The sequence below is a fragment of the Oceanicella sp. genome, assembly GCF_056449545.1.
The window spans coordinates 1-15,095 of the sequence record NZ_JBWOMN010000002.1 but is presented as its reverse complement, the minus strand read 5'-3'; the positions used below and the strand labels follow the sequence as shown (position 1 = coordinate 15,095).

Annotated in this window: 13 protein-coding genes; 9 read left to right on the top strand and 4 right to left on the bottom strand. The window is 69.5% G+C overall.

What is annotated here, in order from left to right:
• Window positions 1–188: 188 nt before the first annotated feature.
• The 6 genes from flhA (at window position 189) to AC1HC7_RS00205 (ending at window position 6,668) form a co-directional block, all read left to right on the top strand.
• Complete coding sequence (gene flhA / locus AC1HC7_RS00230) at window positions 189–2,309, top strand: flagellar biosynthesis protein FlhA (RefSeq protein WP_479497511.1); 2,121 nt, start codon at window positions 189–191, stop codon at window positions 2,307–2,309.
• A 2-nt stretch (window positions 2,310–2,311) separates the two neighbouring features.
• Entirely contained in the window at window positions 2,312–3,112 is an 801-nt protein-coding gene (locus tag AC1HC7_RS00225) for a flagellar biosynthetic protein FliR (protein WP_479497510.1), read from the top strand.
• Entirely contained in the window at window positions 3,109–4,218 is a 1,110-nt protein-coding gene (flhB, locus tag AC1HC7_RS00220; protein ID WP_479497509.1) for a flagellar type III secretion system protein FlhB, read from the top strand. Before AC1HC7_RS00225 ends, flhB begins: the two co-directional genes overlap by 4 nt.
• A 57-nt stretch (window positions 4,219–4,275) precedes the next feature.
• On the top strand, window positions 4,276–4,728 hold the full coding sequence (locus AC1HC7_RS00215; protein ID WP_479497508.1) for a hypothetical protein: 453 nt from the start codon (window positions 4,276–4,278) through the stop codon (window positions 4,726–4,728).
• A gap of 143 nt (window positions 4,729–4,871) precedes the next feature.
• Window positions 4,872–5,942, top strand: a complete 1,071-nt coding sequence (gene pyrC, locus AC1HC7_RS00210; protein WP_479497507.1) for a dihydroorotase — start codon at window positions 4,872–4,874, stop codon at window positions 5,940–5,942.
• A 21-nt stretch (window positions 5,943–5,963) separates the two neighbouring features.
• Window positions 5,964–6,668: an orotate phosphoribosyltransferase gene (locus AC1HC7_RS00205; RefSeq protein ID WP_479497506.1), complete on the top strand. Its 705-nt coding sequence runs from the start codon at window positions 5,964–5,966 to the stop codon at window positions 6,666–6,668.
• Between the two features lie 3 nt (window positions 6,669–6,671).
• On the opposite strand, the gene AC1HC7_RS00200 is transcribed toward AC1HC7_RS00205, so the two are convergent.
• From AC1HC7_RS00200 to AC1HC7_RS00185, 4 genes are all read right to left on the bottom strand, one after another.
• A complete protein-coding gene (locus tag AC1HC7_RS00200; RefSeq protein WP_479497505.1) occupies window positions 6,672–7,490 on the bottom strand; it encodes an ABC transporter substrate-binding protein in 819 nt (272 codons plus the stop codon).
• Window positions 7,491–7,516: 26 nt separating this feature from the next.
• A complete protein-coding gene (locus AC1HC7_RS00195) occupies window positions 7,517–8,281 on the bottom strand; it encodes an ATP-binding cassette domain-containing protein (RefSeq protein WP_479497504.1) in 765 nt (254 codons plus the stop codon).
• Window positions 8,274–8,981 (bottom strand): ABC transporter permease, encoded by a 708-nt coding sequence (locus AC1HC7_RS00190; RefSeq protein WP_479497503.1) that lies wholly within the window; start codon window positions 8,979–8,981, stop codon window positions 8,274–8,276. Before AC1HC7_RS00190 ends, AC1HC7_RS00195 begins: the two co-directional genes overlap by 8 nt.
• 277 nt (window positions 8,982–9,258) lie before the next feature.
• Window positions 9,259–11,682 (bottom strand): ATP-dependent helicase, encoded by a 2,424-nt coding sequence (locus AC1HC7_RS00185; RefSeq protein ID WP_479496877.1) that lies wholly within the window; start codon window positions 11,680–11,682, stop codon window positions 9,259–9,261.
• Window positions 11,683–11,963: 281 nt separating this feature from the next.
• Here AC1HC7_RS00185 and AC1HC7_RS00180 point away from each other — a divergent pair, with 281 nt between their 5' ends.
• From AC1HC7_RS00180 to AC1HC7_RS00170, 3 genes are all read left to right on the top strand, one after another.
• On the top strand, window positions 11,964–13,106 hold the full coding sequence (locus AC1HC7_RS00180) for an MlaE family lipid ABC transporter permease subunit (protein ID WP_479496878.1): 1,143 nt from the start codon (window positions 11,964–11,966) through the stop codon (window positions 13,104–13,106).
• A complete protein-coding gene (locus AC1HC7_RS00175; RefSeq protein WP_479496879.1) occupies window positions 13,103–13,888 on the top strand; it encodes an ABC transporter ATP-binding protein in 786 nt (261 codons plus the stop codon). The genes AC1HC7_RS00180 and AC1HC7_RS00175 overlap by 4 nt, the downstream gene beginning before the upstream one ends.
• 109 nt (window positions 13,889–13,997) lie before the next feature.
• Window positions 13,998–15,095: MlaD family protein (locus AC1HC7_RS00170; protein WP_479498524.1), on the top strand; the 1,098-nt coding region annotated here is incomplete at its 3' end.

The following is a 15,095-nucleotide window of genomic DNA, read 5'->3' as shown; positions in this document are numbered from 1 at the left end:
CGGGCGGGCCGCTGATCGCGCTGATCTCGCCGCCCGGGGGCGCGGGGCCGGGGGCCGTGCGCCCCCCGCCCGCGGCGCGGCCGGCGGGCCGCGGCTCGCTCGCCGGGCTGGCCATGGCGCGGGGCGGCGGACTGCTCGCCTCCGCCCGCCCGCTGTTCAATTGATCCTGCGCGGGAGCCAGTGAGCCCATGACCGCCCCTCTCAACGCCAATCTGAAATCCAGCCCCAGTCTTGGGGCGATCATCGCCCAGATCTACCAGCCGACGGTGTTGCTGGCGATCGCGCTGATGGCGGTGATCGTGATGATGATCCTGCCGATCCCGACCTGGGTGCTGGATCTGGGGCTCGCGGCGAGCTTCGGCATCGCCATCCTGATCTTCACCACCACGCTGTTCATCAGCCGGCCGCTGGATTTCTCGGCCTTTCCCATGATCCTGCTGGCCTCGCTGATGCTGCGCCTGTCGCTGAATGTCAGCTCCACCAAGCTGATCATCGGCCAGGGGCAGAACGGCCCCGGCGCCGCGGGCGAGGTGATCGAGGGCTTCGCCATGTTCATCATGAGCGGCTCGGTCTATCTGGGGCTGGTGGTGTTCAGCGTGCTGCTGATCGTCAATTTCATCGTCATCACCAAGGGCGCCGGGCGCATGGCCGAGGTCGGCGCGCGGTTCGCGCTCGACGGCATGCCGGGCAAGCAGCTGGCCATCGACAGCGACATGGCGGCGGGGGCCATATCCCATGCCGAGGCCCGCGAGCGCCGGCGCATCGAGCAGGAGGAGACCACGTTCTTCGGCTCCCTCGACGGCGCTTCGAAATTCGTCAAGGGCGACGCCATCGCCGGGCTGATGATCACCCTGATGAACCTGCTTGTCGGGTTGGCCATGGGCGTGCTGGCCCATGGCATGCCGGTGGGCGAGGCGTTCGAGACCTACGCCATCCTCACCGTCGGCGACGGGCTGGTGAGCCAGATCCCCTCGGTGATCATCTCCATCGCCGCGGCGCTGCTGCTGTCCAAGGGCGGCATGCCCGGCTCCGCCGACAAGGCGCTGGTGGATCAGCTTGGCGGCTACCCCGCGGCGCTGGCCACGGTGGCGGCGCTGATGACGCTGTTCGCGCTGGTGCCGGGCCTGCCGCTGGCGCCGTTCCTGCTTGGCGCGGGGCTGCTTGGCGCCGCCGCGTGGTTTTCGCAAAAGGCGGTGCAGACCCGCGAGGCCGCCGCCGCCGGGCCCGAGACCATCGAGCACGCGGCGGAAAAGAAAACCGTGGGCGACATGCTCGACCTCGACGAGATCCACCTGGAATTCGCCGCCGACCTGGTGCCCGCGGTGATGGACGAGGCGACGGGGCTGGGCGCGCGCATCCAGAACATGCGCAATCACATCGCCTCCACCTACGGCGTGGTGATCCCGGAAATACGGCTCACCGACAACACGGCGCTGGCGCGCGGGGTCTATGTGATTCGCATTCAGGGCGTGGAAATGGCGCGCGCCGAGCTTGAGGTCGGCAACGTGCTGGTGCTGCTCAACGACGATTCGGTGCAGGCGCCGGACGGGCGCGACGCCAAGGAGCCGGTCTACGGCGCCCCGGCGCGCTGGATCGCCGAATCGCGCCACGAGGACGCGGCGCTGCTGGGCCTGCCGGTGGTCACCCCGACCGAAGTCGTGGCGACGCATCTGCTGGAGGTGGTGAAGGAGAATTTCAGCCGGCTGTTCTCGCGCCGCACCCTGCGCCGGCTGCTGGAGGAGTTTGCCGCCGTGTCCGACCCGGATCGGGCGCAGGCGAATCGGCGCATCCTCGACGAGTTCATTCCCGACAAGGTGCCGATCGAACTGCTGCAGACCGTGCTGCGGCTGCTGCTCGAGGAACGGGTGTCGATCCGCAACCTGCCGCTGATCCTCGAGGCGATCTCCGAGGCGCGCCCCGCCACCACCGCGCCCGAGACCATCGTCGAGCATGTGCGCCGCCGCCTTGGCTTCCAGCTTGTGGCGGAGCTGACCGAAAAGGACGGCGCGCTGCCGTTGATCCAGCTGGCCCCGGAATGGGAAAAGCTGTTTCAGGAATACCAGAGCGAGGGCGAGGACGGGGTCGCGGACGTGGCGCTGCCGCCCTCCGAATTCAACCGGCTGGCCACGTCGGTGGCGGATCGCATCGCCAAGGCCGGCGCCGAGGGGCGCTACCCGGCGATCGTCACCTCCACCAGGCGGCGGCGATTCCTGCGCACCGTGCTCAGTTCCAAGGGCGTGCGAAATCCGGTGCTGTCCTTCGAGGAAATCGGCCCCGCCGCCAAGCCCGCGCTGCTCGGCGCCGCCTGAACATGGAGGGGCCGGACTTCTTCGCGGCGGCGGCGGAGTTGCTGGATTTCTCCGAGGCGTCGATCTACGCGCTGGTGGCGGTGTTCGTGCGGGTCGGCGCTGTGATGCTGCTGCTGCCCGGATTCGGCGAAACCACCGTGCCCGCGCGGGTGCGGCTCGGCGCCGCCATCGCCATGACCCTGATCGTCTGGCCGGCGATCCTGCCGAGCGCGATTCCGGCGCAGCCGGGCGATCCCATCAGCTTCGTGCCGGTGGCGCTGGCCGAGACCGCGGTCGGGCTGCTCATGGGGCTGTCGATCCGGCTGATGGTGATGGCGCTGCAGCTGGCCGGGTCGATCGCCGCGCAGGCGACCTCGGTGTCCCAGATCTTCGGCGCCGGCGCTGCGCCGGACCCCATGCCCGCGATCGGCAACATCCTGTTCGTCGCCGGCATCGCGCTGGCGCTGTCGCTGGGGCTGCACGTGAAGGCGGCGGCGGCGCTGGTGGACAGCTATTCCATCGTTCCCTACGGCGTGTTTCCCACGGGCGAGGACGTGATCGCCTGGGGCGTGAGCCGCGCCGCCGCCGCCTTCGCGCTGGCGTTTTCGCTGTCCGCGCCCTATGTGGTCGCCTCCTTCGCCTACAATGTGGCGCTCGGGGCGATCAACCGGGCGATGCCCCAGCTCATGGTGGCCTTCATCGGCGCCCCGGCGATCACCGCCGGGTCGCTGCTGATGATGGCGATCGCCGCGCCGTTGGCCCTGCAATACTGGTCCGGGCGGCTTGACGAGGTTCTGGCGGCGCCGCTCGGGGTGGCGCCATGAGCGGCGGGCAGGAGGACGAGGCGGAAAAAGGCCACGAACCGACGCCCAAGAAACTGCAGGACGCGCGCCGCAAGGGCGACGTGGCCAAGTCCACCGACATCGGCGCGGCCGCCGCCTATCTGGCCCTTCTGGCGGCGCTTTCGGTGTCGGGCGCGTTGGCGACGCAGCGCATGGTGGGCTATCTGTCGGCGTTTTTCGGGCGCGTCGACGGGCTGGAGGGGCGGATACTCGGCCCCGGCGGCGGCGCGCTGGCGCTGGCGATCATCGGCGAGGCGCTGGCCGGTCTGGCCCCGCTGTTCCTGCTGCCGCTGCTGGCGGTGATCGCCGCCTACGTGGCGCAGCAGGCCTTCGTCATCGCGCCTGACAAGCTGCTGCCCAAGGCCTCGCGGCTGTCGATCCTGTCCAATATCAAGAACAAGTTCGGGCCCACGGGGCTGGCGGAATTCGCCAAGTCGCTGGTCAAGCTCGGCACGATCTCGGTGGCGCTCTACCTCTACATGGCGGCGCGATTCGACGACATCATCGGCCTCACCCGGGCCGCGCCCGAGGCGGTGCCCGCCGAAATGATGCGCATCGGCATCGGGCTGCTGACGGTGATCAGCGCCATCGCCGTGACCATCGCCGTCGTCGATCTGCTCTGGCAGCGATTCAATCACGCGCGCAAGCTGCGCATGTCGTTTCAGGAGATGAAGGACGAGAGCAAGGAAGCCGAAGGCGACCCGCACATGAAGAACGAACGCCGCCGGCGCGGGCAGGAGATCGCGCAGAACCAGATGATCGCCGCGGTGCCCGAGGCCGATGTCGTGGTGGTCAACCCGACCCATTACGCGGTGGCGCTGAAATGGTCGCGCAAGCCCGGCACGGCGCCCGCCTGCGTCGCCAAGGGCGTGGACGAGGTGGCGCTGATGATCCGCGAGAAGGCCATGGAGGCCGGGGTGCCGATCCATGCCGATCCGCCGACCGCGCGGGCCCTGCACGCCACCACCGAGATCGGCGACGAGATCGCGCCCGAACATTACGCCCCGGTCGCCGCGGCGATCCGATTCGCAGAATCCATGCGCGCCGCGGCGCGCGAACGCGGCTGGCGACCGCGCCCCAAGCCCTGACCCCAGACCCTGTCCCTGATCCCCAGCCCCGCCCCCGCAACCTGAATCCGGCCCGCCATGACCCAAGACATCAACGCCCTGCGCATCCTCGCCGATCTCGCCGAACGGGTCTATGAGCGCGAAAAGGCCGATCTTGCCGAGGCGCGCCGCGCCGCCGACATCGCCGCCGCCGAGGCCCGCGCATTCGCCCGGACGCGCGCCAGCGAGGAAGCCGCGCTGGGCGGCGATGACGCATCGGCGGATGACGGCGCGGGCGCCGGACCCGCCGCGCCGGCGGACGCGAAAACGCTGGCCGCGGCCTCGCGCTGGCGGGACTGGGCGGATCGCAACGAGGCGCAACTGACCGAAAGGGCGCGGGGGCTCGACGCCGCGGCCTCGGACAGGCACGGGCGCACGGCCGAGGCCTTCGCGCGCACCCGCGCCATCGACATCATGACCGACCGCGCCCGGCTGGAGGCGCGCCGCGAATCCCGCCGCAGGGCCGAGCGCGACGGCGCGCCCGAGGAATAGCCGCGCCGGTCCTTGCGGTTTCCGCGTTCTTTCCCCGTCAGCCGGTCGGGCCAGGCCCGGCGCGCGGCGCATTGCGGGCTATCGCTTGCCGGGGCGAGCTTGTAGTCAGGGCGCGATCCGCCGCAACCGCTGGAATCGCCGCCATGCCCGACCGCGCCCCACAAGACCGAGCCCGGCCCGAAACCGTGGAAATCCGCCGCCCCGACGACTGGCACCTGCATCTGCGCGACGGGGTCATGCTTGAAGGCGTGGCGCGCCACTCCGCCGCCGATTTCGCCCGCGCCGTCGTCATGCCCAATCTCGTCCCCCCGGTGGTCACCGCAGCCGACGCCGCCGCCTATCGCGACCGCATTGTTCGCGCCCTGCCCGAGGGCGCCGATTTCGAACCGTTGATGACGCTCTATCTGACCGAGACCACCGATCCCGAGGACGTGGCCCGCGCCGCCGCAAGCGGACTGGTCAAGGCGGTGAAACTGTATCCGGCGGGGGCGACCACCAATTCGGACAGCGGCGTCAGGGATTTCGACAAGGTGCGCGGGGTGCTCGACCGCATGGCCGAAATCGGCCTGCCGCTCTGCGTCCATGGCGAGGTCACCGACCCGGAGGTGGACATCTTCGACCGCGAGGCGGTGTTTCTCGATCGCGTGCTCGACCCGCTGCGCCGCGCCGCGCCCGGCCTGCGGGTGGTGCTGGAACACGTCACCACCAGCGAGGGCGTGGCCTATGCCCGGGCGGCCGGGGCAGGCTTCGCGGCGACCATCACAACCCATCATCTTGTGATCAACCGCAATCACATCCTCGTCGGCGGCATCCGCCCGCATTACTACTGCCTGCCGGTGGCCAAGCGCGAGAGCCACCGGCTGGCGCTGCGCGAGGCCGCGACCTCGGGCGACGCGCGGTTTTTCCTTGGCACCGACAGCGCGCCGCATGTGGACGCGGCCAAGCAAAGCGGCTGCGGCTGCGCGGGGTGCTTCACCGCGCTCAACACCCTGCCGATCCTGGCGCAGGCGTTCGAACAGGACGGCGCGCTGGACCGGCTGGAGGCTTTCGTTTCGCTGAACGGCCCGCGTTTCTACCGGCTGCCGGCGAATGAGTCGCGGCTGACGCTGCGCCGCCAGGCGGCGCCGGTCGCTTTCCCGGACAAGATCGACACCGGCGCCGGGCCGGTCACCGTGTTCGACCCCGGAATCCCGATCCACTGGCGCGTGGCCTGAACCCCTGCGGGAGATCCCCTCATGACCACCATCACCTTCCCCGACAAACCGCTTATGGCCGAACTGACGGCAAGGATGCTGCTTGAAATCGAGGCGGTGCATTTTCGCGCCGAAAAGCCCTATATCTTCACTTCGGGGCTGGCCAGCCCGGTCTATATCGATTGCCGCAAGCTGATCTCCTACCCGCGCATCCGCGCCGCGCTGATGGATTTCGCGGTCTCGACGCTGATGCGCGACGCGGGTTTCGAACGTTTCGACGCGGTGGCGGGCGGCGAGACCGCGGGCATCCCCTTCGCCGCCTGGATCGCCGAGCGCATGGGCCTGCCCATGCAATACGTGCGCAAGAAACCCAAGGGTTTCGGGCGCGACGCGCAGATCGAGGGCGACATCCGCGAAGGCCAGCGCGTGCTGCTGGTCGAGGACCTGACCACCGACGGCGGCTCGAAGCTGAATTTCGCCGAGGCGATCCGCCGCGCCGGGGCCGAATGCGCCCATACGCTGGTGGTGTTCTATTACGACATCTTCAAGGATACGCCTGCGGTGCTGGGCGCCCACGGGCTGACCCTGCACCATCTCGCCACCTGGTGGGACGTGCTCGACGCGGCGCGCGAGGGCGGGCGGTTCGACGCGGAAACGCTCGCGCAGGTCGAGGCGTTCCTGCACGCGCCGCTGGAGTGGTCGAGCCTGCATGGCGGGGTGTCGGAGCTTCCCGCGCGGGCGGGCTGACGGTCACGGCGTCTGGCGGGCGTTGGGAAAGAACAGCTGCCGGCCGTCGCGGCGATAGGCGGCGATGGCGGCCTGGCCTTCGGACGACAGCAGCCAGCTTTCGAAAGCCGCGGCCAGATCGGCCTTCACGCGCGGGCATTTCGCCGGGTTCACCGGGATCACGCCATACTGGTTGAACAGCGCCGTGTCGCCCTCGAACAGGATTGTCAGATCGCCCTTGTTGCCAAAGGCGATCCATGTGGCGCGGTCGGTCATCGCGTAGGCGCCCATGCCGGCGGCCAGATTGAGCGTCGCGCCCATGCCCGAGCCGGTCTCGCGATACCAGCTTCCCGCCGCGTCGGGCGCCAGGCCGGCGGCGCGCCAGAGGGCCAGTTCCTTCTTGTGGGTGCCGCTGTCGTCGCCGCGCGAGGCGAACGGGGTTTTGGCGCCGGCGATGCGGGTCAGGGCGGCGGTCGCGGTGCTGCTGCCCGCGATCCCCGCCGGGTCCGATCGCGGGCCGACAATGACGAAATCATTATACATCAGGTCGGAGCGCCGCAGCCCGTAGCCCTCGGCGACGAATGTCTCCTCGGCGGGCCTTGCGTGGACCAGCAGCACGTCGCCGTCGCAGTTGCGCGCGTTGCGGATCGCCTGCCCGGTGCCCACGGCGACCACCCGCGCCTCGATCCCGGTTTTCTTGGTGAAGATCGGCAGGATGGCGTCGTAGAGGCCCGAATTTCGGGTCGATGTGGTGGATTGCACGATGATGTGTTTCGGGGATTGAGGGCTCGCGTCAGTGGCGGCGAGGATCGCAAGCGAGGCGAGGGCGAGGCGTTTGAGCATGGGGTTTCCTCGGGGCGCAGGGGTCGTCACAGCAGCAGGCGCCCGGCCAGATAGGCGCGGGCCTCGGGCGAGGCCGGGCCGGCGGAGGGCGCGAAGAACCGGACGGCAGGGGTCAGTTCGGCGGCTCGTCCGTGATGCAGGAACAGGATTTCATCGGCGAGACGGCGGGCCTGCCCCGCGTCATGGGTGACCAGAACCGCCTTGGCGCCGCCGGCGACGGCGTTCTTGATCAGCGTTTCCATGGCGGCGGTGGAATGGGGATCGAGGCTGGCGGTGACCTCGTCGAGCAGCAGCAGGCGCGGCGCGGCGGCGAGCGCGCGCAAAAGCGACAGCCGTTGCTTTTCGCCCCCCGACAGCATCCGCGCCGGGCGGCCTGCCAGATCCGAAAGCTTGCCCCGCGCCAGCAATTCCGCCGCCCGCGCCCGGCGCCCGGCGCGCGGCGCGCCGCACAAACGCAGCGCGTGATCGAGATTGGCCGCGACCGAGCGGCGCAGCAGCACCGGGGTTTGGGACACCAGCGCGGTGAGCGGCGGCGGACCCGCCACCCGGGCGAGGCGCCCGGAATCGGGCGCGATCAGCCCGGCGATCAGGCGCAGGGTCAGGCTTTTGCCGGCCCCGTTCGGCCCCATGATCGCAGTGACGCCACGGGGCGCGAAATCTGCGCTCAGCCCGTCGATCAGCGGTTTGCCGCCGCGCGCGTAGCGGATTTTTTCCAGCGTCACCGAAGGCGCAGGATCTTTCGCCGGGCCGGGATCCGCGGCTGCGGGCATGCCGGCGGGACGCTCAGCCATGGGCCATGCGCCGCCCGCCCAGGCTCAGCGCAGTGAGCGCGCCGGTGATCAGCAGCGACAGGGCGATCAGCACGAAACCCAGCCCCAGCGCCAGCGCCAGTTCCCCGCGCGAGGTTTCCAGCGCGATCGCCGTGGTCATCACCCGCGTCACGTGGTTGATGTTGCCGCCGACGATCATCACCGCGCCGACCTCGGCCAGCGCGCGCCCCAGCCCGGCCAGCGCCGCGGTCAGCAGCGCCGGGCGGGCGTCGCGGATCAGGGTGGCCATGCGCGCGATGCGCCCGGCGCCAAGCGCGCGCAGGGTCTCGTCGTATTCGTCGTTGAGATCGGCCAGCGCCTGACGCGACAGCGCCGCGACGATCGGCGTCACCAGCACCGCCTGCGCCACGATCATCGCCGTGGGCGTATACAGCAGCCCCAGCGCGCCCAGCGGCCCGGCCCCCGACAGCAGCAGATAAACCGTCAGCCCCACCACCACCGGCGGCAGCCCCATCAGCGCATTGACCAGCACGATCAGCGCCCCGCGCCCGGGAAACCGCGCCACCGCCAGCGCCGCGCCCAGCGGCAGCCCCAGCAGGCAGGCGACGGCGACCGCCGACAGCGACACCCGCAGCGACAGGGCGATGATCTCGACCAGCGCCGCGTCCATCCCCGCGATCATCGCGAGGGATTCCCGGAAAGCAGCGGCGAAATCCTGCATGGGGCGATCCTTTGGGCGCGTTGTTGCGCGTTATCATGCGTTTTCCGCCGAAATTTTCAACGCTGGAGTCCCATCCCCCGGATTTTGCAACGCGCGGCGGGGCGGTGATGCGGCCATGATCGGGGAATTTTCGGCGAACTTCTCCCGCCCGTCGCGCGCCCCCTCGCGGGGGCGGCGCCCGTTTGGCCGGGCCCGCGCTGCGCGCGGGAAGCAGCGCACGGGGGCGGCGATGCGCCCGGTTTTCGGGTTCGCGCCCGTCAGGCGCCCGGTTCGGCGCTCAGAACGGCACGTCGTCGGCGGCGGCGTCGCTGGCCGCGGCGGCGGTGACATAGGCGGCGATGACCTTCTTGGTTCCGGCCTTTTCGAAGGCGATGGTCAGCTTGTCGCCCTCCACCGCCTCGACCGCGCCGTAGCCGAATTTCTGGTGGAACACCCGCACGCCGATCTCGAAGGCCGGGGCGGTCTCCGCGTCGATCACTGCGCCGCGCGCCTTGCGTGGCGCGGCCGTGACCGTCCGTTCGCTTTTACGCGCCTGCAGCCGCCGCCAGCCCGGGGAATTGTAGGCCGAGGCGCGCGCGGCGCGGCTTTCCAGTTCCGAGCCGTCCATGGCCCCGGCGAAGCCCGGCGCGCCGGTCGAGGCGGCGGCGCCGTGATTGCCGCCATGCAATCCCGGCGGGGTCAGCACCTCCACATGCGCTTGCGGCAATTCGTCGATGAAACGCGAGGGCAGGGCGTTCTGCCAGCGCCCGAAGATCGCGCGGTTGGCGGCGAAGCTGATGGTGAGATGCCGTTCCGCCCGGGTCAGGCCCACATAGGCGAGACGGCGTTCCTCCTCCAGCCCCTTCAGCCCGCTTTCATCCATGGAGCGCTGCGAGGGGAACAGCCCGTCCTCCCATCCCGGCAGGAACACGCAGGGAAATTCCAGCCCCTTGGCGCCGTGCAGCGTCATGATCGAGACCTTTTCCACCTCGCCCTGCTGTTCGTTGTCCATGATCAGCGCGACGTGTTCGAGGAAGCCTTGCAGGTTCTCGAAATCCTCCAGCGCCTTGACCAGTTCCTTGAGGTTTTCCAGCCGTCCCGGCGCGTCGGGGGATTTGTCGGCGCGCCACATGTCGGTGTAGCCGCTTTCGTCGAGGATCTTTTCGGCCAGCCGCACATGGTCGGCGCCTGCGGCGACCTCGGCGTGCCAGCGGTCGAAATTGGCCACCGCCAGCGCCAGCGAATTGCGCGCCCGCGGGGTCAGCCCGCCATTGTCGACCAGCAGGCGGGCGCCTTCCAGCAGGCTCAGCCCGTTGTCGCGCGCGCTCTGGTTCACCGCCTGAATGGCCTTGTCCCCGAGCCCGCGCTTGGGGGTGTTGACGATGCGCTCGAAGGCCAGCCCGTCATCGGGGGACACGGCGACGCGGAAATAGGCCATGGCGTCGCGGATTTCGAGCCGTTCGTAAAAGCGCGGCCCGCCGATCACCCGATAGGGCAGGCCGATGGTCAGGAAGCGGTCCTCGAAGGCGCGCATCTGGAACGAGGCGCGCACCAGGATCGCCATGTCATCCGGCGACACCGGGTCGAGTCCGCGGGTTCCGCGCTGATAGGCCTCGATCTCCTCGCCGATCCAGCGGGCTTCCTCTTCGCCGTCCCAATGGCCGATGAGGCGGACCTTCTCGCCCTCGGCGACCTCGGTCCACAGGGTCTTGCCCAATCGCCCCTCATTGGCGCGGATCACGCCCGACGCGGCGGCGAGGATATGCGGCGTCGAGCGGTAATTCTGTTCCAGCCGCACCACCGCCGCACCGGGAAAATCCTTTTCGAACCGCAGGATGTTGCCCACTTCCGCCCCGCGCCAGCCATAGATCGACTGGTCGTCGTCGCCGACGCAGCAGATGTTCTTGCGGTCCGCCGCCAGCAGCCGCAGCCAAAGATACTGCGCGGTGTTGGTGTCCTGGTATTCGTCGACCAGGATGTAGCGGAACCAGCGCTGGTATTTCTTCAGCACGTCCGGGTGGGCCTGAAAGATGCTCACCACATGCAGCAGCAGGTCGCCGAAATCCACGGCGTTGAGAATGCGCAGCCGGGCCTGGTAGTCGGCGTAGAGCTTGCCGCCGAGGCCGTTGAAGGCGCCGGCCTCGGCGGCGGGCAGCTTTCCGGGCGTCCAGCCGCGGTTTTTCCAGCGGTCGATCAGCCCGGCCAGCATCCGCGCCGGCCAGCGCTTGTCGTCGATGTTCTCGGCGCGCAGGATCTGCTTGATCAGCCGGATCTGGTCGTCGGTGTCCAGAATGGTGAAATTCGGCTTCAGATTGACCAGTTCGGCGTGGCGGCGCAGCAACTTGTTGCAGAGCGCATGGAAGGTGCCGAGCCAGGGCATCCCCTCCACCGCGCCGCCCACCAGATCGCCGACGCGGGTTTTCATTTCGCGCGCCGCCTTGTTGGTGAAGGTGACGGCGAGGATTTCGTTGGGCTGCGCGCGCCCGGTGTTGAGCAGATGCGCGACCCGGCAGGTCAGCGCCCGCGTCTTGCCGGTGCCGGCCCCCGCCAGCACCAGCACCGGGCCGTCCAGCGTTTCCACCGCCGCGCGCTGGTCGGGGTTCAGCCCGTCGAGATAGGCCGCCGAGGCCGCGCCGCCGCGCGCCGCCATGGCCTGCTGGGACAGGGATTGGCGTTCATAGGCGTCGAAGGCCTCGAAATCATCGAAATCGCTGGTGCTCATGGGGCGGCAATCTAACCCGCGCAGGGGGGCGTGGTAAAGAGCGTGTTCGCGGGATGTTCCGCATCTGGCCGCGTGCGGCGCAAAACCGCGCCCCCGACGCGGTCGCCGCGCCCCCGACGCCGGGATCGCGCCTCCGACGCCGGGATCGCCTTGAAGGTGTTGCCGGAAACTGACTGTCGCCGGCGCGTCGCGCCGGAAACCGGCGCACTGTTTGTCGATGCGCGTCTTTGCATGCTAGGCGAAGGGGCGCAGAATGCGCAGGCAGGGGATATCGAAATCGCATGAGCAACCCGGCAGCGTCCACGGTCAGGCCGGCGGTGACGATCTCGGCAGGCGACGGGATCACGCTCGTGCGCTTCGCCGGTCGCCTGGTGGTCGCCGGGCTCGGCGCCGCGCAAAAGGCGCTCGCGGACCTGACCGCGCAAAACCCGGTGACGCTGGATCTCAGCGAGGTCGAGGCGCTGGACACCGCCGGGGCCTGGCTGCTGCTCGATCTCGCCGAGCGTCTGCAGGCGCAGGGCGTCGCGGTGTCCGTGCGCGGCGCCGATCCCGCGCAGCAGACCCTCATCGACGTGGTGGCCGAAAACCGCCCCAAGGAAGCTCCCCCGACGCCCGCGCCCGGGGGGCTCGTCCATTGGCTCGACGGCATCGGGCGCGGCGTCGCCGGCGTGGCGCGCGACGTGCTCGCCATGCTCGGGTTTCTGGGGCTGGTGATGTCGCGGCTGGCGGGGGTCGCGCTGCGCCCGTGGCGGCTGCGCGGCATCGCGCTGGTGCATCACATGCAGGAGGCGGGGCTGAACGCCGCGCCCATCGTGGCGCTGATGGCCTTCCTGATCGGCGTGGTGCTGGCGTTCCAGGGCGCGACGCAGCTGCGCCAGTTCGGCGCCGAGGTGTTCGTGGTCGACCTGATCGCCATTTCGGTGCTGCGCGAACTGGGCATCCTGCTGACCGCGATCATCGTCGCCGGGCGTTCGGGCTCGGCCTTCACCGCCTCGATCGGCTCGATGAAGGTGAACGAGGAGATCGACGCGATGCGCGCGCTCAGCCTCGACCCCATCGAGGTGCTGGTGCTGCCCCGGGTCATCGCGCTGGTGCTGATGCTGCCGGTGCTGGGTTTTCTCGCCGACATGGTGGGGCTGTTCGGCGGCGCGCTGATGTCCTGGGCGGAGCTTGGCGTATCGCCGGGCATGTTCATGACCAGGCTGCTGGAGAACACCGACATCTGGCATTACCTGATCGGGCTGATCAAGGCGCCGGCGTTCGCGCTGATCATCGGCGTGATCGGCTGCCAGCAGGGCTTCATGGTCGGCGGCAGCGCCGAAAGCGTCGGGCGCCGGACCACCAGTTCGGTGGTGATGGCCATCTTCATGGTGATCGTCGCCGACGCGATCTTTTCGATCTTCTTCGCGGAGCTGGGGGTATGAGCGGCAAAGCCCCGCGGGATCGCGAGGTGGTGATCCGCGTGCGCGGCCTGCATAACCAGTTCGGCGCCCAGGTGGTGCATGACGATCTGGATCTCGATGTCTATCGCGGCGAGGTGCTGGGCATCGTCGGCGGATCGGGCACCGGCAAGACCGTGCTGCTGCGCGCCATCATCGGGCTGATCCGCCCGCAGAAAGGCGAGATCAGCGTGTTCGGCACCGATGTGCTGTCGGCCCCGGAATCCGAGCGTTCGAAGGTCGAAAAGCGCTGGGGCGTGCTGTTTCAGGACGGGGCGCTGTTTTCCTCGCTGACCGTGCTGCAGAACGTGCAGGCGCCCATGCGCGAACACCTGAAGCTCAGCCAGGCGACCATGGACGCGCTCGGGGCGCTGAAGATCTCCATGGTCGGGCTGCCGGCGCTGGCCGGCGGCAAGCTGCCTTCGGAACTGTCGGGGGGCATGCGCAAGCGCGCCGGGCTGGCGCGGGCGCTGGCCATGGATCCGGAAATCGTGTTTCTGGACGAACCGACGGCCGGGCTCGACCCCATCGGGGCCTCGGCCTTTGACGAACTGATCGGGCAATTGCAGCAGGCGCTGGGGCTGACGGTGTTCATGGTCACCCATGATCTGGACAGCCTGCACGCGATCTGCGACCGCATCGCGGTGCTTGCGGAAAAGAAGGTGCTGGTCACCGGCACGATGCGGGACATGCTGAAAGTCGACCACCCCTGGGTGCATGAATATTTTCATGGCCCGCGCGCGCGGGCGGCGACGGGCGCCGCCTGATCCGGGCGTCAGGTTCGGGCGACGACATCCGGCGCATGGTCCGGGCGAAGGAAATGCAGGCGCCCGGATCGGGCGATGCCGGCGGGACGAGAAAAAGGAACGCGAGAGCATGGAGACGAGAGCCAACTACGTCTTGATCGGCGTCTTCGCGCTGGCGGGGTTTCTCGGGGCGCTGGGGTTCTTCCTGTGGCTGGGCAAGGTCGAGGTGGACCGCCAATACGCCTATTACGACGTGCTGTTCGAAAGCGTCTCGGGGCTCGGCGACGCGGGCGAGGTGCGCTATAACGGGCTGCCCGTGGGGCAGGTGATGCGCATGGCGCTGGACGAGGGCGATCCCTCGCTGGTGCGGGTGCGCATCCAGGTCGACGCCAAGACCCCGGTCAAGACCGACACCGTGGCCAAGCTGGAATCCCGGGGCGTCACCGGGGTGTCCTACGTGTCGCTGTCGGGGGGCGGCGCCGACGCGCCGCTGCTGCGCGACCAGGTTCCGGGCGTGCCGGTGATCAAGTCCGAAAAATCCGCCATCCAATCCATCGTCGACAACACGCCCAAGCTGCTGAGCGAGGCCACGGCGCTGCTGCGGGAGGTGCGCGGTCTGGTGTCCCCCGAAAACCGGCAATCCTTCAACGTCATCATGGCCAATCTCGAAAGCGCCTCGGCGACGCTGGACAAGACGCTGGCCGATTTCTCCGGCGTGTCGGGCGACATTTCCGGGGCGGCGAAATCCATCTCCGGCTTCACCGATCAGCTCGACGGGCTGGCGGGCAGCGCCGCGGCGACGCTTGGCAACGCCGATGACACGCTGCTGGCGGCCAGGCAGGCGATCGAGCGGTCGGGCGCGGCCATCGACGCGGCCACCGGCGCCCTGACCGAGGCCGAGACCGCCTTCCAGTCCGCCAACGCGCTTATGGCCGGCAAGCTGCCGGGGCTGATCGACCAGGTGGACGCCACCGCCGGCGCCATCGAGACCGCCGTCAACGACGTGGGCGCGCGCGCCGGCAAGGCCGCCGACCGGCTGATCGCGGTCGGCGACGCCGCCGAGGCGCGGCTGGTTCAGGCCGAAGGCGCGCTCGACGCGGTGGAAACCGCCTTCGCCAGCGCCGAGCCGACGCTGACCAGCATCACCGCCGCCGCCGACAGCTTCAACCAGCTGTCCGACGCCGCGGTGGCCCGGCTGACCCAGGCCGAGGCGGTGCTGGCCGGGCTC

Coding starts and splice junctions, on each gene's coding strand:
- AC1HC7_RS00205 (WP_479497506.1), top strand. CDS start 5,964: ATGACCACCATCACCTTCCCCGACAAACCGCTTATGGCCGAACTGACG.
- AC1HC7_RS00215 (WP_479497508.1), top strand. CDS start 4,276: ATGACCCAAGACATCAACGCCCTGCGCATCCTCGCCGATCTCGCCGAA.
- flhA (WP_479497511.1), top strand. CDS start 189: ATGACCGCCCCTCTCAACGCCAATCTGAAATCCAGCCCCAGTCTTGGG.
- flhB (WP_479497509.1), top strand. CDS start 3,109: ATGAGCGGCGGGCAGGAGGACGAGGCGGAAAAAGGCCACGAACCGACG.
- AC1HC7_RS00190 (WP_479497503.1), bottom strand. CDS start 8,981: ATGCAGGATTTCGCCGCTGCTTTCCGGGAATCCCTCGCGATGATCGCG.
- AC1HC7_RS00185 (WP_479496877.1), bottom strand. CDS start 11,682: ATGAGCACCAGCGATTTCGATGATTTCGAGGCCTTCGACGCCTATGAA.
- AC1HC7_RS00175 (WP_479496879.1), top strand. CDS start 13,103: ATGAGCGGCAAAGCCCCGCGGGATCGCGAGGTGGTGATCCGCGTGCGC.
- AC1HC7_RS00195 (WP_479497504.1), bottom strand. CDS start 8,281: ATGGCTGAGCGTCCCGCCGGCATGCCCGCAGCCGCGGATCCCGGCCCG.
- AC1HC7_RS00200 (WP_479497505.1), bottom strand. CDS start 7,490: ATGCTCAAACGCCTCGCCCTCGCCTCGCTTGCGATCCTCGCCGCCACT.
- pyrC (WP_479497507.1), top strand. CDS start 4,872: ATGCCCGACCGCGCCCCACAAGACCGAGCCCGGCCCGAAACCGTGGAA.
- AC1HC7_RS00180 (WP_479496878.1), top strand. CDS start 11,964: ATGAGCAACCCGGCAGCGTCCACGGTCAGGCCGGCGGTGACGATCTCG.
- AC1HC7_RS00225 (WP_479497510.1), top strand. CDS start 2,312: ATGGAGGGGCCGGACTTCTTCGCGGCGGCGGCGGAGTTGCTGGATTTC.